General features: G+C 68.5%; 20 protein-coding genes. 10 read left to right on the top strand and 10 right to left on the bottom strand.

The window, feature by feature from the left end; all coding sequences use genetic code 11:
* The first annotated feature begins 208 nt into the window (after window positions 1-208).
* From GA0070612_RS22965 to GA0070612_RS22955, 5 genes are all read left to right on the top strand, one after another.
* Window positions 209-1,399, top strand: a complete 1,191-nt coding sequence (locus tag GA0070612_RS22965; protein WP_088989796.1) for a helix-turn-helix domain-containing protein — start codon at window positions 209-211, stop codon at window positions 1,397-1,399.
* A gap of 149 nt (window positions 1,400-1,548) precedes the next feature.
* Window positions 1,549-2,112: a hypothetical protein gene (locus GA0070612_RS31580; protein WP_157742572.1), complete on the top strand. Its 564-nt coding sequence runs from the start codon at window positions 1,549-1,551 to the stop codon at window positions 2,110-2,112.
* A 115-nt stretch (window positions 2,113-2,227) separates the two neighbouring features.
* A complete protein-coding gene (locus tag GA0070612_RS22960) occupies window positions 2,228-3,418 on the top strand; it encodes a helix-turn-helix domain-containing protein (protein ID WP_088989795.1) in 1,191 nt (396 codons plus the stop codon).
* A 124-nt stretch (window positions 3,419-3,542) separates the two neighbouring features.
* Entirely contained in the window at window positions 3,543-3,704 is a 162-nt protein-coding gene (locus GA0070612_RS31935; RefSeq protein WP_167393664.1) for a hypothetical protein, read from the top strand.
* Window positions 3,691-4,941 (top strand): helix-turn-helix domain-containing protein, encoded by a 1,251-nt coding sequence (locus GA0070612_RS22955; RefSeq protein ID WP_088989794.1) that lies wholly within the window; start codon window positions 3,691-3,693, stop codon window positions 4,939-4,941. Before GA0070612_RS31935 ends, GA0070612_RS22955 begins: the two co-directional genes overlap by 14 nt.
* Window positions 4,942-5,086: 145 nt before the next feature.
* On the opposite strand, the gene GA0070612_RS22945 is transcribed toward GA0070612_RS22955, so the two are convergent.
* The 5 genes from GA0070612_RS22945 to GA0070612_RS22925 all read right to left on the bottom strand — a co-directional run bounded on the left by GA0070612_RS22945 (window position 5,087) and on the right by GA0070612_RS22925 (window position 8,286).
* A complete protein-coding gene (locus tag GA0070612_RS22945; RefSeq protein WP_231924690.1) occupies window positions 5,087-5,188 on the bottom strand; it encodes an SDR family oxidoreductase in 102 nt (33 codons plus the stop codon).
* Window positions 5,189-5,415: 227 nt separating this feature from the next.
* Complete coding sequence (locus tag GA0070612_RS22940; RefSeq protein ID WP_088989793.1) at window positions 5,416-5,739, bottom strand: DUF6355 family natural product biosynthesis protein; 324 nt, start codon at window positions 5,737-5,739, stop codon at window positions 5,416-5,418.
* A 271-nt stretch (window positions 5,740-6,010) separates the two neighbouring features.
* Window positions 6,011-6,991 (bottom strand): AraC-like ligand-binding domain-containing protein, encoded by a 981-nt coding sequence (locus GA0070612_RS22935; RefSeq protein ID WP_088989792.1) that lies wholly within the window; start codon window positions 6,989-6,991, stop codon window positions 6,011-6,013.
* Between the two features lie 376 nt (window positions 6,992-7,367).
* Window positions 7,368-7,583, bottom strand: a complete 216-nt coding sequence (locus tag GA0070612_RS22930; RefSeq protein WP_197699221.1) for a DUF6357 family protein — start codon at window positions 7,581-7,583, stop codon at window positions 7,368-7,370.
* A 49-nt stretch (window positions 7,584-7,632) separates the two neighbouring features.
* A complete protein-coding gene (locus GA0070612_RS22925; RefSeq protein WP_088989791.1) occupies window positions 7,633-8,286 on the bottom strand; it encodes a hypothetical protein in 654 nt (217 codons plus the stop codon).
* 141 nt (window positions 8,287-8,427) lie between these two features.
* Between GA0070612_RS22925 and GA0070612_RS22920 the strand changes: the two genes are divergently transcribed.
* A complete protein-coding gene (locus GA0070612_RS22920; protein WP_231924303.1) occupies window positions 8,428-8,769 on the top strand; it encodes a GlsB/YeaQ/YmgE family stress response membrane protein in 342 nt (113 codons plus the stop codon).
* Window positions 8,770-8,793: 24 nt separating this feature from the next.
* Here the strand turns inward: GA0070612_RS22920 and GA0070612_RS22915 are convergent, their stop codons facing one another.
* From GA0070612_RS22915 to GA0070612_RS22905, 3 genes are all read right to left on the bottom strand, one after another.
* A complete protein-coding gene (locus GA0070612_RS22915; RefSeq protein WP_088989790.1) occupies window positions 8,794-9,171 on the bottom strand; it encodes a hypothetical protein in 378 nt (125 codons plus the stop codon).
* 70 nt (window positions 9,172-9,241) lie between these two features.
* Entirely contained in the window at window positions 9,242-10,789 is a 1,548-nt protein-coding gene (locus tag GA0070612_RS22910) for an aldehyde dehydrogenase (RefSeq protein WP_231924302.1), read from the bottom strand.
* A gap of 46 nt (window positions 10,790-10,835) precedes the next feature.
* Window positions 10,836-11,621: an SDR family NAD(P)-dependent oxidoreductase gene (locus GA0070612_RS22905; protein WP_231924301.1), complete on the bottom strand. Its 786-nt coding sequence runs from the start codon at window positions 11,619-11,621 to the stop codon at window positions 10,836-10,838.
* Window positions 11,622-11,842: 221 nt separating this feature from the next.
* On the opposite strand from GA0070612_RS22905, the gene GA0070612_RS22900 reads away from it, so the two are divergent.
* On the top strand, window positions 11,843-12,388 hold the full coding sequence (locus GA0070612_RS22900) for a TetR/AcrR family transcriptional regulator (RefSeq protein WP_088989787.1): 546 nt from the start codon (window positions 11,843-11,845) through the stop codon (window positions 12,386-12,388).
* 50 nt (window positions 12,389-12,438) lie between these two features.
* Window positions 12,439-12,771 carry a YciI family protein gene (locus GA0070612_RS22895; RefSeq protein ID WP_088989786.1) on the top strand — a complete coding sequence of 111 codons (333 nt, stop codon included), beginning with the start codon at window positions 12,439-12,441 and terminating at the stop codon, window positions 12,769-12,771.
* Between the two features lie 102 nt (window positions 12,772-12,873).
* Here GA0070612_RS22895 and GA0070612_RS22890 read toward each other — a convergent pair whose 3' ends face one another.
* Window positions 12,874-13,617, bottom strand: coding sequence for a TetR/AcrR family transcriptional regulator C-terminal domain-containing protein (locus GA0070612_RS22890; protein ID WP_231924300.1), 744 nt, complete (start codon window positions 13,615-13,617; stop codon window positions 12,874-12,876).
* Window positions 13,618-13,695: 78 nt separating this feature from the next.
* Here GA0070612_RS22890 and GA0070612_RS22885 point away from each other — a divergent pair, with 78 nt between their 5' ends.
* A complete protein-coding gene (locus tag GA0070612_RS22885; RefSeq protein ID WP_088989785.1) occupies window positions 13,696-14,946 on the top strand; it encodes a DUF418 domain-containing protein in 1,251 nt (416 codons plus the stop codon).
* On the opposite strand, the gene GA0070612_RS22880 is transcribed toward GA0070612_RS22885, so the two are convergent.
* Complete coding sequence (locus tag GA0070612_RS22880) at window positions 14,896-15,567, bottom strand: hypothetical protein (RefSeq protein ID WP_231924299.1); 672 nt, start codon at window positions 15,565-15,567, stop codon at window positions 14,896-14,898. The two genes, GA0070612_RS22885 and GA0070612_RS22880, sit on opposite strands and share 51 nt — an antisense overlap.
* A gap of 333 nt (window positions 15,568-15,900) precedes the next feature.
* Here GA0070612_RS22880 and GA0070612_RS22875 point away from each other — a divergent pair, with 333 nt between their 5' ends.
* Window positions 15,901-17,223 (top strand): TolB-like translocation protein, encoded by a 1,323-nt coding sequence (locus tag GA0070612_RS22875; RefSeq protein ID WP_088989784.1) that lies wholly within the window; start codon window positions 15,901-15,903, stop codon window positions 17,221-17,223.
* Window positions 17,224-17,238: the final 15 nt, after the last annotated feature.

The following is a 17,238-nucleotide window of genomic DNA, read 5'->3' as shown; positions in this document are numbered from 1 at the left end:
GCTGATCTGCTCGGTGCCGGACCGCCGGCCATAGTCGCAAGGCGACCGTAGCCAACCTTGACGCTTTGGCGCGGTGTGACTGCGCAAGGTGCGGTTATTCGGGCAATCAACATCATGGGTTGGTCGCTCCGTCGGTGTACCGTCCGAACGGTGCTGGCTGGTAGGGCGTGGTCGCGCTCTCGGTCCACTGTTGGAAGTGAGTGAAGGCATGGTGAAGAGGTCAGACACCATCGGTGCCAGGATCCGGTACTGGCGAATGCGCCGTGGTGGGATGACTCAGGCTGTCCTCGCTGGGCTTGCTGGCGTCACCCAATCGTACGTGTCGCAGGTGGAGTCCGGCCGAAAGACGATCGACCGCCGCTCCACTCTGGTCGCTCTTGCTGCTGCACTCCAGGTCACGGTGGCTGACCTGCTTGGCCAGGGCACCGAATCCGGGGATCCGGCCCGCGAGGGCGCCGCCGAGTGTGTTCCGACGATCTGGTCGGCCCTGATCGAGATCGAGGATGGCGAGCGCCGCCTATCGACCTACACAGCGGAACGCCTCGCGGACGAGATCGCCCGCGCTGATCAGCTCCGCAATGCCTGCAACTACCCGGCCTTGGCCCGTATCCTCCCGGTCCTGCTGCTCGAAGCTGCCGCCCTGGGTGGGACGGCGCTCGCCCAGGTCGCCTATCTGGCCTCCACCTGCCTTCGGCACCTGGGCTACCGCCATCTGGCCCTCAGTGCCGCCCGGGTTTCGGTTTCGGCTGCCGAGGGCGTCGAGGACCGAGCGTGGATCGGTGCGTCCCGGTTCGTGTACGCGCAGAGCTTGCCCATCGAGTCAGCCCGCTTGGCGGCGAGGTCCGCTGACCGGTCGCTGGAGGAGTTGCAAGGAGATGCCGCCGACGTACGGGTACGGCAGATGCTCGGTCAGCTCCACCTCATGGCTGCGCTGGCCTCGACCGTGGACGCTCGCCCGGATGTTGCTCGTGACCACCTTGCGGAGGCAGCGCGCGAGGCGGCGAGTCTCGGAGACCCGGCCGACGGCGGCGGCTTCAACGGTTGCTGTTTCGGGCCGACGAATGTCGGGCTTTGGAAGATGTCAATCGCCGCCGAGCAGGGCGAGTCCGGCAAGGTGATCGAGCTGTCCAGGGCGATCCGACCGCAGGTGCTTAAGGCGTCGAATCGCCAACTGTCGTACTGGCTCGACATCGGGCGAGCGCTCGCGGATGGCGGTCGTCGTGATGTCGAAGCCCTCGCCGCATTCGTGCAGGCTGAGCGGGCCGCGCCGATCCCGTTCGCCATCAACCCTCTCGCCCGGGACGCAGTGGTGACTCTCGCTCAGCGTGCCCAGCGCCGAGCCATCCCCGACGAGTTGCGCCTGCTTGCCGGCCGTATCGGCATCAACCTGGCCGAATAACTGCCAGTATCGCCGCATCACTAATCAGCCATACTGTCCGGTTTGGGATGCGAGCACGTGTCCACTGACGGTTGTCTGAGCGACGTAGCTTGAGGGGTGGCGCCTCCCGATCGAGAGTAGGCCCGCCGCACCGTTTGATAAGGAGAGTTGTGGACGCGAATTCGGTTACTGCCATCTCCGCAACGGTGATCGCCGTAGCTTCGCTCGTGGTTTCGATTACAGAGGCAAGAGCAAGCCGAAGACATAACTTCCAATCAGTTCGCCCATTGTTGAGCCTGGACTGCCTGCGGCTGAATAGCGGTCTCGCCGGCATCCGGATCCGAAATGCCGGCCTTGGCCCGGCTATCATTCGGGTAACTATGTTTTATTTCGACGGCGAGGAAGTCGGGCCGTGGGAGAAGCAGGTCGTCGACCCACTGCGCGGTACGTTCGCGGTCTGGCCAAACTTTTCAACCCTCCGTCCGGGCAAGCCCATCCCGGTCGGCCAGGAACTGATGCTCCTTGCGTTGGAGGATTACGACGACGAGAGAGATGTCGAATTCTGGACAGCGGTGACCCAGCGAATCAGAATTCGCGTGCAGTATGAATCGATATATGGCAACGAGCAGCAGGAAGCGTGGTTCGAAGGGTCCCCCTCTCGTAAGGTTGTATCTCCCCGGCAGGGTCGGGGTGATGCGGGACCTTCGATAGATAACGATGCGCCTACCGGGTAAAAACAAACCCTGTAGTGGCTGCCGTCACTTGTACGCTCTCTCGGTGTACCGTCCAACGTGCGGGGCAGCTTGGCGTAGTCGCTGTCCCGGTCCTCTACCTGGGGGTGGGCGAAGAATGGTGACGAAGCCGGACACCATCGGCGCCAGGATTCGGTACTGGCGGATGCGCCGTGGCGGGATGACTCAGGCCGTCCTCGCCGGGCTCGCTGGCGTCACTCAGTCCTACGTGTCACAGGTCGAGTCGGGTCGGAAGACCATCGACCGTCGCTCCACTCTGGTCGCTCTAGCCGCCGCCCTCCAGGTCACGGTGGCGGACCTGCTCGGTCAGGGCACCGAGCCCGGCGACCCGGCCCGCGAGAGCGCCGCCGAGTGTGTGCCAGCCATCTGGTCCGCCCTGATCGAGATCGAGGACGGCGAGCGCCGCCCGTCGACATACACAGCGGAGCGGTTGACCGCCGAGATCGCTCGTGCCGAACAACTCCGCACGTCCTGCAACTACCCAGCGATGGCTCGTTTGCTCCCCGCGTTGCTGCTCGAAGCCGCCGCCGTGGGCGGTACCGCGCTCGTCCAGGTGGCCTACCAGGCCGCCACCTGCCTGCGGAACCTCGGATACCGCCACCTGGCCCTCAACGCTGCCCGGCTCTCCGGGGCGGTCGCGGAGCAAGCCGATGATCCAGCATGGATCGCAGCATCCCGTTTCGCCTACGCGCAGAGCTTGCCGATCGAGTCCGCCCCCGTCGCGGCCCGCGCTGCCGACCGATCTCTCGCCGAGCTTCAGGTCGATGCGTCGGACGAGCGAGTCCGGCAGATGCTCGGACAGCTTCACCTCTCCGCTGCGCTGACCTCGTCGGTGAGCGGTCGCTTGGACGTCGCACGCGACCACCTCGCTGAGGCCGCCCGCGAGGCGGCAACGCTCGGCGATCCGGTCGACGGGGCTGGCTTCAACGGCTGTGGGTTCGGACCAACCAACGTCGGGCTGTGGGAGATGTCCATCGCCGCCGAGCAGGGCGAGTCCGGCCGGGTCATCGAACTGTCGAAGACGGTCCGACCGCAGGTGCTCGCGGCTTCCATCCGCCAACAGTCTTACTGGCTCGACCTTGGCCGTGCCTTGGCGGACGGCGGCCGCCGTGACGTCGAGGCGCTGGCCGCATTCGTGCAGGCCGAGCGCGCCGCACCGATCCCGTTCGCCATCAATCCCCTTGCCCGCGATGCCGTGGTGACCCTCGCTCAGCGTGCCCAGCGCCGAGCCATCCCCGACGACCTGCGCCTACTTGCTGGCCGTATCGGCATCAGCCTCGCCGCATAACTGCAAGTAATCACCGCATCACCAATTCGCCCTACTGTCCGGTTTGGGACGTGAGCACGTCCCGATGGTCCAGCAGGGCAACGGTCGAACCTGAGCTGCTGGGCCTCCACCGAAGGAGGCGGGGATGAGCGGTCAGGACGACAACGCTCCGGAGAACAGCCCTGAGGGGACCGAGCGGGAGGCTGCCAAGCAGCGCCTTCTGGCGCAGGCCGAGGCGGAACGCGTACCCGTGGACGACACGACCCGCGCGGTCCCGGACCGGCGGTGGCGGCGTGACCAGCGATGACCTCCCGATCGGTCGTCGGGTGGCCCGGTGGCGGGTACGGCGGTCGATGACGCAGCAGATGCTTGCCGACCGGCTGCGCAGGTCGAAGAGCTGGGTGGACAAGATCGAGCGGGGTGCCCGCACCCTGGACCGGTACTCGGTGATCCAGGAGTTGGCCCACGTCCTGCGGGTGGAGCCGGAGGTGCTGCTTGGCCAGCCGCAGAGCACTCCGGCGGGCACGCCGGACGGGGTGGATGACATCCGGGCCGCGCTCGCCCGCTACGACAGCCCGGAGGTTCCACCGCAGACGGATGAGCTGCGACGGCAGGTCGGGCATGCGTGGTTGACCTACCAGCATGCGCACTACGGGCAGTTGGTGCGGGTGGTGCCGGGTCTGCTCGACGCCGCTCGGGCCGCGCAGAGAGCAGAGGTGCTGGTGCAGGCGTACCGGATCACCTCGTCCGTACTGGTGAAGCTCGACGAGGCCGACCTGGCGTGGCTGGCCGCCGACCGCGCGATGTCCGCCGCCGGCGACGACCCGATCCTGGCGGCAAGCGCGACCATTTCGGTAGCCGAGGCCCTCCGGGCCAACAAGCGCAACCCCCTGGCCCTGAAAGCGGCCCTCCCAACAGCCAACCGCCTCCTCCCGGCCCGGTCCCACCCCGTTGATCATGAGGTTGGCGGGTCTGGTGGAGATCAACTCGCCCGTCAACCTCATGATCAACGCGGCGGGGGCGGGGGTGCGTTCGCGGCGGCGGGGTCGCCGGGGGAGTGGGCGGTGGGTGGGACGTTGTTGGTGCAGGCCGCGCTGGCCGCCTCTGGGTGCGGCGAGTACCGCCGCGCCGACGAGCTGATCGAGCGGGCTGCGGGCGTCGCCGCCAGCCTGCGGGGGTACGACGACACTCACCGCACCAGCTTCGGGCCGGTCGCCGTCGAGCTGGCTCGGGTTCTCGTTGCGGCACAACGTGGTGACGCCGCAGAGGTGTTACGGAGGCACTCAAGCGTCGTGCGGCGGGAGGGGTGGCGGCGGTTGCCGGCCGAGTATCGGGGTGCGTACCTGGTCGACGTCGCGCGGGCGTACCTGCACCTGGGCGACGTGCGCGGGGCGGCACGGGCCCTGGTGGACGCGGACAGTGTCGCGCCGGCTGAGGTTCGGTGCCGGGCGTCGGCGCGTACCGTCATCGCGGATGTCGCCCGCGCGCAGCCAGCGCCGGCCGGCGTGGCGCGACTGGCGACGCTGGTCGGCCTCACCCGGTGAGACTCAATCGCCGCGCGGTCGGAGAAGGTCTCGATGCGGCGGGGCCGGCCGGTGGTCGTGATGTCCACGATCCGTTCGCGGGTGCCGGCGGCGGGCGTGATCTCGACGGCTCGCCTGATCTCCGGCGGTAGGTGCGACAGCGACGTCATCCGGCCTCGTTCTTCAGGGCGGGTCCGAGGAGCAGCCCGCCGTCGACGATGTGCTCGGCGCCGGTGATGAACGCGGCGTCGGGTGAGGCGAGGAACAGCAGCGTCGCGGTGATGTCGGCGGGTTGCCCGAGCCGGCAGGGATCGACGTGGGGCGAGGCTCCCGGTAAGGCGGCAGTCGACCAAGATCCGATGCCCCGACCGGAAGCCTCGCTGTTGTCCTACCCTGCCGCGATTCCCGTGTCCGACCGCGCCCTCATGTGCCTCGCTGACCCGATCCGCAACCATCGAACGCAGGTGGAGAATCGCGCAGCGCTCGGCTGGCGGTTCAACACGTTTGACCCGAGTACCAGGCGTTGGATACGGCGTTGGCGCCGCCGATGTCCCACGTTCCCGGGCCGATGCACCAGCTCCAGTCGTTGCGGGGCCACGTCGCGTCGACGTAGATGATCACATGGGTGCTCCCGCAGTGGTTGTACCAGGCCGTCACCGCGTCTTCGTAGTAGCCGCAAACCTGCGGGGCGAAGTCGCTGCCGGGCTTGGCCTGCTCCGAAACCGCTGTGGTTTCGGGTTGGGACAGGCGGGAGCCGGCACCCGGACTTGCCTGTGCCACGGTCCCGGACAGGGTGAGTGCGCCGAGGACCGCGGTCACTGCCGAGATCCGAAACGCCGTTCTGCACCACATTTTCACAATGGTCTCCTGTCAGCCGCCGCTGCGGCCTAGATGATGCTGACTGGCTGCATGAGGTGATCGAAGTACTTCCTCGCACTCCTTCCATCGCGAAAACACGGACCGATGTCACACGCTCACGTGAACCTTCTTCCGTAAGCCGGAATCAGATTCAACAGCGACTGAGCGGACTTCCTCAGATAAGAGTGCAGGCCACAGTCGGGTCTGTCGTTACTGGTAAGCGCACACGTCTTTAGTCTGCGCGCACTCTCGCGCACTGCTCGCGGAACTGGCGTGGCGAAAGGCCGTAGGCGCTGCGGAATGCCTGGCTGAAGTGCGCCGGGCTGGTGAACCCCCACCGGGCGGCGATCGAGTGGATCGGGCGAGCGCCTAGGTGGGGGTTGGCGAGGTCGCGTCGGCACTGCTCCAGGCGACGCTCGCGGACCCAGCCGGCGACCGTGTGCCCTTCCTTATGGAACAGCTTGTGCAGGTATCGCAACGAGATGTGATGCGCTGCGGCGATCACGTCCGGTGTCAGGCGCGGATCGCCCAGATTCTCTCGGACGAAGGCGTGGATCTGAGCGATCAACGCGCGCTGTTGGGTGTGGGAGGGCACCGCGCTTTGGACGTCCAGCGCGTTGGCCAGTGCCGCTGTCAACACGTCAATGGTGAGGGTGGACAGCCGGGCGGCGTCCAACGGACTGAGTTCGTCCATGTGCCGGGCAAGGCGCAGCAGGAATTGTGAAGATAACGCGCCGATGCCGTGGGTGCCAGGGATGCGAACTGCGCTCAGGCGCCGCAACTCCCGAGGGGGAAACGGCAGTAACGAGCGCGGGAAGCGCAGGAGCAGCAGCTGACTAACTGGCGCATCCGGGGTGAATTCCGCAACGTAGGGCCGGGAGGTGTCATACAGTATCAGGTCCCCCACGCCGAAATCTGTGCGCTGGCCGTCTTGCGTGATCATGCCGCCACCGCGCACAAGGCAACCCAGCTTGAACACCTCGGGATCGGCCTGCCGAATGAGCTTGGGAGTACGGTGGACCGAGTGCGGCATCGTGGTCATTAATGTCGCCTGCACGGGGCCGAACTCGCTGATTCCGACCTGAGCCCGAAATCCGGGCTCCCACTGCGATTCACAGCGCAAATCGTAGGGCACCCAGAGCTTCGAGTTTACCTCGCGCCAAAAGGCGAACCCGTCTTTGACCGGGACCTCGGTGGTGCTGACTACGTCCATGACTCACCTTCGCGCTGTCGCTGCAGGGGTCAGACAACGATAGCTTGGCGTCGATATGGCGCGTTGCGCTGATGATCTCCAACTACCTGTTCTGGCCGAGCCTGCTGGTCCCGGGATGGACGGTCACCCCGGAGCGCGTGACCACGGTGGTGGACGACGCCGCACCATGGTCGCGCGCTACGGCCGGCACGCACACCGATAGAAGGTGGACCAGCCATCTGCGCCGGCACCGACCACGACGGGCCCACTCACCCGCTGATCGCTCGGCCGGCGGCGTACCGACTTGTCGAACTCCAGGGTCGTGACCTTCGTCGCGGCGTACTCACTCACCGGCCCACGATGCCCCAACCGGCCGGGAAGGAACAGGGCTCCCGGCTCACCGACGACGCGCGGTCTCGTCGAGCCGACCCTCGGTGCCGGCGGCCTCGCACAGGGGCAGGACGGCACTCCACAGCAGGAGGTGTCTGGGCAGGTCCTCCCGGATCACCGCGAGATGGGCCTCGGAGATCGGGACCGTGAACTCCCGGGGCTCGTGGTTGGCGTCGGCCCCGGCGGCGAGCTTCAGCTTCAGCTCGCCCGCCTCGCGGATCACGGTCGGGATTCAGCCGCTGCGACGCGTGAAGACGACGTCCCTCACCTCGTCACGCCCACTGTTCGCACTGGGCGTCGAGGCGTGGGTCGGAGCGCACCCAGACCTCGCCACCGGCGGCTCCGGCCGGGGCGTCGACCCGTTCGAGACCGAGGAACTCGATCAACTGGAGCAGCTCGGCGCGGTCGGCCCGGTCGTCGTCGACGTCCGTCGAGTCGAAGAAGATATAGTACTGGTCGGTCGGGTCGACGTAGCCGGAATCCGACCAGATCCGCCCCACTTCGTCGATCGCCGCCGCCTCCGTCGTGAACGTGGCGGCCCGGGCGGCACCCCTGGTCTCCGGTGACGCGTCGAGGTCGGCGAGGTCGGAGAACCACTGGCCGAAGTGGTCGAGGCCCGCGTACCCGTTCTCGAAGAACAGCATCGCGCTCGGCAGGTAGCGGTTGGCCCTGTCGACCAGGAGGTGCTCCGACCGCTGGTGGTCCGCCTCGCTGATCCGGGAGATCACCCCCCGGCGCGGCATGAGCACCAGGCGCTGCCGCGCCGGAGCGTCGGTGATCGTGTACGTGTCAGCCTCGCGACCCCGGAAGAACGCGGAGAACGCCACATAGGCCTCCTGCGGGTCGGCCACCGAGGCGTGGTGATCGTCGCTGTCGCCGGCAGAGAAGACGAACTGCTTCGGGCCGGGCTGGTAGGGGCGGGCCATGGGGCGTCCTTCGGTCGGGCTGAAAGTGCCGCCAGAGTAGTGGATCACGGTGACATTCCCGCGGCCCCTGATCGGGGCGGGGTTTCCGGGAACGTGAGTTTCGGGCATGTATGTCGGCACTGCTGGAGGGGAGTGACAGCAATGCTGGTAACCGGTTATCTCGGCGCGGTGCTCATCGGCGCCCTCGTCGGCCTGCTCGGGCGACTCATCCTGCCGGGAAGGCAGCGGATCGGCGTCTTCGCCACGTTCGTCCTCGGCGTCGGCTCGGCGGTGCTCGGCACCGTGGTCGCCCGGGCACTGCACGTCGACGACGACGCCGGTGTGAAGGTGTGGGTGCTGCGCTGGGACTGGATCGTGCTCGCGATCCAGGTCGGCCTCGCGATCATCGCCGTGGCGCTGGCGAACATGCTCACCTTCACCCGACTGGCCGGCGGTGACGACAACCCCCGTCGGCGGACCCGGCGCAGCAAGACCAAGAGCTGACGAACGACCCCGCCCAGTCGGCCGTCATCCGGCCCGACGCCGGGCCAGCGTGTCGCGGACGGCGAAGACCACCAGCGACAGCGGCACGAAGACCCAGAGCTGAAGCACCGTGTACCGGCGCAGGTCCCCGCCGATGTCGGCGTCGGCCAGCTCCGCGTCGAGGGCGCCGGGCCGCATCAGGGCGAGCGCGTACACCGACAGTGGCGCGTAGTTGAGACCCGCGCCGACCAACCACAGGCCGAACGCCCGGGTGCCGAAGCCGTCCGATGACGCCAGCAGCCAACCGCCCCACGTCACCATCAGCACCACGCCGACGAGGAACTCGGCCAGGATGATCCGCCGTCGGCGGATGGTTCCCCGGCTGCCGTGCATGTCGATGGCCGCCAGGCGACGAACGTTCACCGCAACGATGGTGCCAGCGGCGGGCAACCCGTGCGCGGAGCGCGGCTTCTTCCCATCGAAGATCCCCCGACTACCGGCTGCGGGTGATCGACTTGTGCTCGACGTAGCCGGTCAGGCCGACCGTGCCGTACTCGCGGCCGAGACCGCTGGCCTTGTAGCCACCGAAGGGACCGTCGAAGCTGATCGGCGAGCCGTTCAGCGTGACGGTGCCCGTACGCAGCCGGCGGGCGACGGCCAGGGCGCGGGCGACGTCCGCGGACCAGACTCCGCCGGACAGGCCGTAATCGGAGTCGTTGGCGATCCGCACGGCGTCGTCATCGTCGTCGTAGGCGATGACGACCAGGACCGGGCCGAAAATCTCCTCCTGCGCGATGCGCATGCCGTTGTCGACGTCGGCGAACACGGTCGGGGTGACGTAGTTGCCCTTCTCCAGGCCGGCGGGGATCTGCGGGCCGCCGGTCACCAGACGTGCGCCGTCCTCGATGCCGATGGTGATGTAGTCGATGACACGCTGCTGCTGGTCGCGGCGGATCATCGGGCCGATGAAGGTGTCGGATGCGGCGGGGTCGCCGACCTTCAGCGACTCGACCATGTCCTTCACGGCGGTGACGACCTCCTCGTAACGGCTGCGTGGAGCCAGGATGCGGGTCTGCAGGATGCACGCCTCGCCGTTGTTGCCCAGCGATCCGAACCGCAGGCCCTGCATCGCGGCGGCCAGGTCCGCGTCGTCCAGAATCAGTGCGGCGGACTTGCCGCCCAGTTCCAGACCGACGCGCTTGAGTTGCTGCCCGGCGATCGCCGCGATCCGCCGGCCGGCGCGGGTCGAGCCGGTGAAGGAGATCTTGTCGACGTCGGCGTGCGAGACGAGGTGCTCGCTGGTCTCCCGGTCCGCCGGGAGCACACTGAGGACGCCGTCGGGCAGCCCGGCCTCGTGCCAGAGGTCCGCCAGCAGCATCATGCTCAGCGAGTTCTCCGGGGAGACCTTGAGTACGACGGTGTTGCCCGCCAGCAGAGCCGGGATCAGCTTCGCGGTGGCGGCGGAGAACGGGGAGTTCCACGGGATGACCGCGGCGACCACACCGATCGCCTCGCGCCGGACGATGGTGTCGAAGGCCACCGAAGGGTCGGACGGCGCGACGATCTCCTCCCAGCCGAACTCCTCGGCTGCCTGGAGGTAGGCGTTGGTCTGACGGGTCAGGAAGGGTTGACCGACCGCGGTGAACCAGCCTGCCGAGCCGTTCTCCCTGGAGATCGCCGCGGCGATCTCGTCCGCCCGGGCGGTACGCAGCGCGTCGTAACGACGCACGACGTCTTGGCGCTCCTTCGGCGAGGTGCGCGGCCACGGACCGTGGTCGAACGCCGCGCGCGCGGCGGCGACAGCCTTGTCGATGTCGGCCGGTGCGGCCTGCGCCACGCGGCCGAGCACCGACTGGTCGTGCGGGGACAGGATGTCGAGCATCAGCTCCGGCGCGCTGGGAGTCACCCAGGAACCACCGATGTAGAGCTTGTCGCGCACAGTCATGTTTGATTCCTTGAGATGAGAAGGGGTGGAGGAGCCGAGCAGAAGCCGCATCGGCGGCGCCGGCTCTTCGGTGAGCCTCAGGATCGCGGCGGCCATCGTGGCCGGGTCGCCCCGCTGCACGTTCGAGCCACCACGGTGTCGGTCAGGCGGTGGGGTAGTCCGTGGACCGGCTCACCGTGGCCCACGAGTTGGCTTCCGCAATACGGCCTTCCTCCGAGCTGATCGCGATCCCCAGTGCGTCGCTGCCGAGCAGCAGCCGGCGCGGAGGCTCCGCGGCGTCCACGGTGTCGACGATGGCGCGGGCCATGCGATCCGGGTCACCGGGCTCGTTCCCGGCATACTGCGCGAATCGATCCAGCCACGCGCCAACCGTCTGCGCGTAGTCAGGCGTGATGGGACCGGACGGCTCGGCGGCCCCGGCGGCCCAGCCGGTGCGGATACCACCCGGCTCGACGATGGTGACCTTGATGCCCAAGGGAGCCACTTCGTTGGCGAGGACCTCGGAGAAGCCCTCCACGGCAAACTTCGCCGTCTGGTAGGCACCCAGGCCGGGGGTGCCGCCAACGCGGCCGCCGATCGAGGAGATCTGCACGATGTGCCCGGAGCGCTGCCCGCGCATCACGGGTAGGGCCGCCCTCGTCACATTGACCACGCCGTACAGGTTCGCCTCGACCTGCGCGCGGAATTCCTCCTCGGGGAAGTCCTCGATCGAGCCGCTGGTGGCGTAGCCCGCGTTGTTGACGACCACGTCGATGGAGCCGAACCGCCGCGCCGCCGCGTCGACCACCACTCGGGCCTGCGCCGGGGAGGTGACGTCGAGGGCGACGGCCGCGAGACGCTCCGGGTGCTCTGCCACCAGGGAGGCCAGCGCTTCCGGCTTGCGGGACGTCGCCACTACCCGGTCGCCGGCCTCCAGCGCTGCGAGCACCAGTGCCCTGCCCAGGCCCTGCGAGCCGCCGGTGATCAGCCAAGTCCTTGTCATCGTACGTATCCTCCCTGGTCATTCCTCACCACCCGAGGCGGGCGGCAACACAACCGTAGAGCTACGGTCGCTAAATGCAACAGGCCTGAGGCGGAAATATTCTGTTCCGCAACTCACAAGCAGAAGATTGCCGGATACCTGAAACAGTCGAGTAAGGTCGCAGCACCATGAGAGCCGACGCAGCCCGCAACCTGGATGCCGTCCTCCGTGCCGGAGCTCGACTTCTGGCCGAGGACCCCGGCACCTCCATGTCAGCCGTCGCTGCTGCCGCCGGGGTGGACCGCACCACGGTGCACCGCCGCTTCGCGAACCGCGAAGCCCTGCTCAGCGCCGTCTTCCGGGCCAAGCTCGACTCCGCCGAGCACGTCCTCGACGAGGCCCGCCTGACCGAGGCTCCCGTGCCCGTCGCCCTGCACCGCTACGTGGAGGGAATCGTCCCCGTCAGCCGCGAATGGCCACTCGACACTCGCCGCATGATGCAGAACGACCCTGTCGCCAGCGTCCGCCGTCAGGAGCAGAGCGCCCGAGTCGACGCCTTCATCCGCCGATCGCGAGACGAGGGATACCTTCGCGGCGACGTGGACTTGACCTGGGCACGAACGGTCCTCGACCAACTCGTCGACGCCGCCGCCCACCAGTTCCCCACCCTGACGCCACCGCAGGCCGCCGACCTCGTCGTAGCCACCTTCATGAGCGGCCTCGGCGCGGCCTGACGGTCGGAGCGATCACCACCCGCCCGGATGCCGCCCGATACGATGCGGGGATGGGCAGATTCCTCGCGCTCTTCCACGGCGCTGCTGACGAGGTCGGCAAGGCCGACCTCACCGAGCAGCAGCAGACCGAGTTCATCAACGCCTGGGCGTCGTGGGCGCAGGCCAACGAGAAGTCCATCGTCGACCCGGGCGCTCCGCTGAACGCGAAGAAGCTGGTCACCGCGCGGGGTGTCGAGGACGTCACCGACTCCCTGACCGGCTACACCATCGTCGAAGCGGGCTCGCACGACGAGGCCGTGCAGATCTTCTCCGGGCACCCGCACCTGGGGCTGTTCGCCGGGAACTCGATCGCGGTCCTGGAGTGCCCGCCCCCGCCCAGCTGACACTCGCCCGGCGGTGGCGGCTTCGTCGACGGCGGCGCGTCGCGGGTCACTCGAAGACCGTGCGGCTGAGCCGGGTTTCGGAGCACGACGGCGTGCTGCGCTTCAGGACGTGCGCCGCGCGATGGCGGCCTCGACGCCGTCGAGGATCAGGTCGAGGCCGAAGGTGAAGTCCTGGTCCTCCGGGTCCTCGCCCGGTTCGCTCTCGAACGCGCCCGCCGCGAACAGCGGCGCGGCCTCGGGGAAGCGCTCCGGGTGGACGAGCGCGGCGAGGGCCCGGCCGTAGTTCTGCTCGACGTCGGCCTGGTTCAGCCCGGTGCCGCTGCGGCCCTCGGCCATCTGCCGGCCCTGCAGGATCGCGTTGCGCACATAACCGCTGACGACGACGAGTACGCCTCCCTTCGTCCTCGGGTCCAGGCCCGTGTCGTGCAGGACCCGCAGGAACGCGTCCATCCAGCCGATGGCGTTCGGCCCTCGGGGCGGGCCGGCGATCGGAACCTCCACGAGCCACGGGTGTTCGGCGTACCGGGCGCGGATCGCCGCCGCCCAGCGATGCACGCCGTCACGCCAGTCGTCCGCGTCCAGCCGGGGGGCGGACCCGGTGGCGTGGTCGGTCATCAGTTCGACGAGTTCCTCCTTCGAACCCACGTGCCGATACAGCGACATCTTGGTGAAGCCGAGAGTCTGCGCGACCTTCTGCAGGGTCACCCCGTCCAGCCCTTCGTGGTCCGCCAGGTCCACCGCAGCGCCGACGACCCGCTCGACGTCGAGTTCGGCGGGCCGGCCGCGGCGTGCGGACGTCGGCAGTCGCCAGAGTCGCGCCAGGTCGGCGGGCACGTCACCGGCCATTGACGGCACATTGTGTCCCATGGATAGTATCTCCTGTACATTAAAGCTGTCGTCGGGCCGGACGGGGAGAAGAAGCATATGGACGTGTCAGCGGGCGCGATGGACGCCACGACGAGCCGGTCGAGCGCCGGGCAGCGCCTCCACGACCTCGACGCGCTGCGGGGCTTCGCGCTGCTCGGGATCTTCGTCGTGAACATCACCTTCATGGCCTCCGGTTACCCGGGCAACCTGATCACGGACCCGGCGTTCTCGTCGGTCCTCGACGACGTGACGCGGTTCCTGTCCGCGGTGTTCGTCGACATGAAGTTCTACATCCTCTTCTCGTTCCTGTTCGGATACAGCTTCACCCTGCAGATGGCGGCGGCGGGGCGCGCGGGCGCCGCGTTCGCGCCGCGGATGCTGCGCCGGATCGCCGGCCTGTTCATCCTCGGCGCCCTGCACACCGCGCTTCTGTACGGCGGCGACATCCTGATGACGTACGCGGTCGTCTGCCTGGTCCTGCTCGCGATGCGCCGGGTCCGCGACCGGACGGCGCTGCGCGTCGCCGGCGTGCTCTACGGGGTCGTGCTGCTGAGCCTGCTGGCCAGTGGGCTCTTCGTGAACTCCTCCGCGTTCCTGCCGACCCGAACCGAGGCGCTGGCCAACGCCGAGAAGGCGACGGCCGCGATGCTCGGCGGTTGGGGCGACGTCATCGGCCACCACCTCTCCGGGCTCCCCTTCCTGGTGCTCCAGTCCGCGACGTTCCAGGGGCCGACGGCGCTGGCGATGTTCCTGCTCGGCATGGTTGCCGGCCGACGGCGGCTCCTCGCCGGCGTCAGCGGTTACGAGCCGGTGCTGCGGCGGATCCAGGTCATCGGCTTCCCCGTGGGTGTCGCGGGCGGCGTGGTGTACGCGCTGGGCGGCGGCAACGGCGCGTCACTGGCCGTCGGTGTGAGCGCGGCGACCGCACCGCTGCTGACGGCCGCGTACGTGGCCACACTGCTGCGGGTGATGCACAGCCCGCGGTTCGGGTTCGTGCGGTCAGCCCTGGCACCGGCGGGGCGGATCGCGCTCACCAACTATCTGGGGCAATCGCTGCTGGGGCTGCTCATCTTCAGCGGGATCGGGCTCGGCCTGGCCGGGAGCGTGTCGCCGGTGGGGACGACCGGGCTGGCGTTGCTGATCTTCGCGGCGCAGCTTGCGGTGAGCGCGTGGTGGCTGCGCCAGCACCGGTACGGGCCGGCGGAGTGGGCGCTGCGGCGGGTGACGAACGGAACGACAGCACCGGCCGGCGTCCCGTCAGTCGAGCAGCGACTCGCCGCCCGGGTAGGCGAACGACGCGCGCGGTGAGTAGAAACCCCAGACGACGGTCAGCGGGTCGGCAGGGCGCAGCGCGTACACGGGGTGGTCGGGTTCGAGGAACTCCACCGACTCGACAGCGAACGGGTCGACCGGCTGGGCCACGAACGGGTAGGTGCCGCTGTGCAGCCTGCCGTCCAGCCGGGTCAGGTAGCGCAGTTGGCCCTTGTTGACGGCGTCGCCGGTGCGCCCGACGTGGGCCGTCGTCCTGATCACGGGTACGCCGTCCGCCTCGGTGGTGGCGATCAGCCGGTGTCCGCGTACCTCGATGGTGGTCTTGCCCGGGGTCGCCGGCACGCCCCGGGCGGTGGCGTAGGCCCGGACGACCGGGCTTGAATTGAAGTAATGGGTCCACCAGCGACCGGGCGTGACACCGTCGGGGGCGTCAACCCCGGAAAGATCCGGTCCGATGTACGTCAGGGAGTACGCGCCGAAGCCGGAGGTCTGCCCGGCGTCGTCGACGACGTACTGGTTCATGAAGACCTGGTGGTTCGGTGCCGGCGTGAGCCCGTCCGGCACCAGGGTGGCCACCGCGTCGGGGTCGGCCGGCAGCCAACCGAAGTAGATCATTCTGCTGTTCACGACGAGCTGCGGAGCGACGAGTTCGGACACGAGGGGTCCTTCCGCTGGGCAACGGTACGTAGCCGCGACGCTACGGAGTGGCCCGACGCCCCGACAACGACGGATTGCCGACATGCGGGCGCCGCACGTCGAAGGGACGGGATCGTGGGCCGGTGACGTCGACCGATGACCAGATCTTCCGATACAGCAGCACCGTGAGAGCGTTGAAGGCGACGGCGGGCGGACGTGCGGAACATCGTCCTGTCGATACCGTCCACAACGGTCCTTCCGTCGGCGGTGCCGCCGACTGTAGGGCAGCTTCCGCCCACCCCGAGGCCGTCGCGGGGCAACACGGACGGTGTTGCCTCACTAGGCTCTGCGTCCATGCGTACCCTTCGGACGGTCCGTGGCCTCGCGGCGGTCACCGGCGTGACCACGATGCTCCTCATGCCCGTGCCCGCCTCGGCGGCCGAGGTCGGGGCGCTCGCTCTGGTCGATGTGGCACCCGACGGGTCTCCTGGCAACGGCGGTGTCGGTGGCTCCGACATCTCCGACGACGGCCGGTACGTCGCCTTCGCCTCCACCTCCTACAATCTCGTCCCTGGCGACACCAACGACAGCGCGGACGTCTTCGTCCGCGACACGGAGACCGGCGTCACCACCCTGGTCAGCGGAGGACTGGACGGTCAGCCGGCCAACGACGGGATCGAGTACACGGCGGCGATCTCCGGCAACGGCCGGTACGTGGCCTTCACGTCGTACGCGTCGAACCTCGTGCCCGGTGACACCAACAACGAACGTGACGTCTTCGTGCACGACCGACAGACCGGGGCCACCACCCGGGTCAGCACGTTCGCGGGCGGGCGGGAGATCCGGGGCAGCAGCAGCGGCGCCACCATCTCCGACAACGGTCGTTTCACCAGCTTCATCGTCACCTCCTACAGCGGCGACCTGGACGACCAGGGTCGCTGGCTCTACGGGCAGGTGGCGTACATCCACGACTCGGTGCTCGGCAGGACCACCCGGGTCAGCCTGCAGGCCGACGGCGGCACGAATCTCGCGGCGTACGAGGCCGTCGTGTCGGGCAACGGACGGCGGGTGGTGTTCAGCGGGTCCGGCGACTGGATCGGTGACGGCGGGACGAGCACCGGCATCTTCGTGCACGACCTCTCGTCCGGCGCGACGGTCCGGGCCAACCTGGCCACCACCACCGAGGGCGGGTTCCGCGGCGGGCTGAACCCGAGCATCAGCAAGGACGGCACGAAGGTGTCGTGGGAGTCGTACCAGCCGTTCGTGGCGGCGGACACCAACACGACCAGCGACATCTACGTCCGTGACCTGATCGCCGACACGACCGTCCTGGTCAGTGCCAACCGTGCAGGTACGGGCGCCGGCAACAGCCACAGCATGTCCGGCCAACTGGCCGCCGGCGGTCGTTACGTGTCGTTCTACTCCCAGGCCTCGGACCTCGCCCCAAGTGACGGCAACGGCATCTACAGCGACGTCTTCGTGCGCGACCTCAACACCGGCCGGACGACGGCGGTGAGCACCACCGCCGCCGGGGCGACCGGTAACGGCGACAGCTTCGACGGAGTCACCTCGGCCAACGGAAGCCGGGTCGTCTTCATCTCCTCCGCGACGGACCTGGGCGTGCACCCGGGCGACGGTCGTAGCCACCTTTTCGTGCGCTGCCTGCGCAACTGCTGACCGACCGGGCTCGCT

The organism is Micromonospora chokoriensis, from assembly GCF_900091505.1.
In the GTDB taxonomy this organism is placed as follows: domain Bacteria; phylum Actinomycetota; class Actinomycetes; order Mycobacteriales; family Micromonosporaceae; genus Micromonospora; species Micromonospora chokoriensis.
The sequence above is the reverse complement of the archived record's forward strand: the minus strand, read 5'-3'. Positions and strand labels throughout refer to the sequence as shown.

Coding starts and splice junctions, on each gene's coding strand:
- GA0070612_RS22910 (WP_231924302.1), bottom strand. CDS start 10,789: ATGGCCGCCGCGATCCTGAGGCTCACCGAAGAGCCGGCGCCGCCGATG.
- GA0070612_RS22875 (WP_088989784.1), top strand. CDS start 15,901: ATGCGTACCCTTCGGACGGTCCGTGGCCTCGCGGCGGTCACCGGCGTG.
- GA0070612_RS22960 (WP_088989795.1), top strand. CDS start 2,228: ATGGTGACGAAGCCGGACACCATCGGCGCCAGGATTCGGTACTGGCGG.
- GA0070612_RS22900 (WP_088989787.1), top strand. CDS start 11,843: ATGAGAGCCGACGCAGCCCGCAACCTGGATGCCGTCCTCCGTGCCGGA.
- GA0070612_RS22920 (WP_231924303.1), top strand. CDS start 8,428: ATGCTGGTAACCGGTTATCTCGGCGCGGTGCTCATCGGCGCCCTCGTC.
- GA0070612_RS22935 (WP_088989792.1), bottom strand. CDS start 6,991: ATGGACGTAGTCAGCACCACCGAGGTCCCGGTCAAAGACGGGTTCGCC.
- GA0070612_RS22925 (WP_088989791.1), bottom strand. CDS start 8,286: ATGGCCCGCCCCTACCAGCCCGGCCCGAAGCAGTTCGTCTTCTCTGCC.
- GA0070612_RS22965 (WP_088989796.1), top strand. CDS start 209: ATGGTGAAGAGGTCAGACACCATCGGTGCCAGGATCCGGTACTGGCGA.
- GA0070612_RS22885 (WP_088989785.1), top strand. CDS start 13,696: ATGGACGTGTCAGCGGGCGCGATGGACGCCACGACGAGCCGGTCGAGC.
- GA0070612_RS22895 (WP_088989786.1), top strand. CDS start 12,439: ATGGGCAGATTCCTCGCGCTCTTCCACGGCGCTGCTGACGAGGTCGGC.
- GA0070612_RS31935 (WP_167393664.1), top strand. CDS start 3,543: ATGAGCGGTCAGGACGACAACGCTCCGGAGAACAGCCCTGAGGGGACC.
- GA0070612_RS22890 (WP_231924300.1), bottom strand. CDS start 13,617: ATGGCCGGTGACGTGCCCGCCGACCTGGCGCGACTCTGGCGACTGCCG.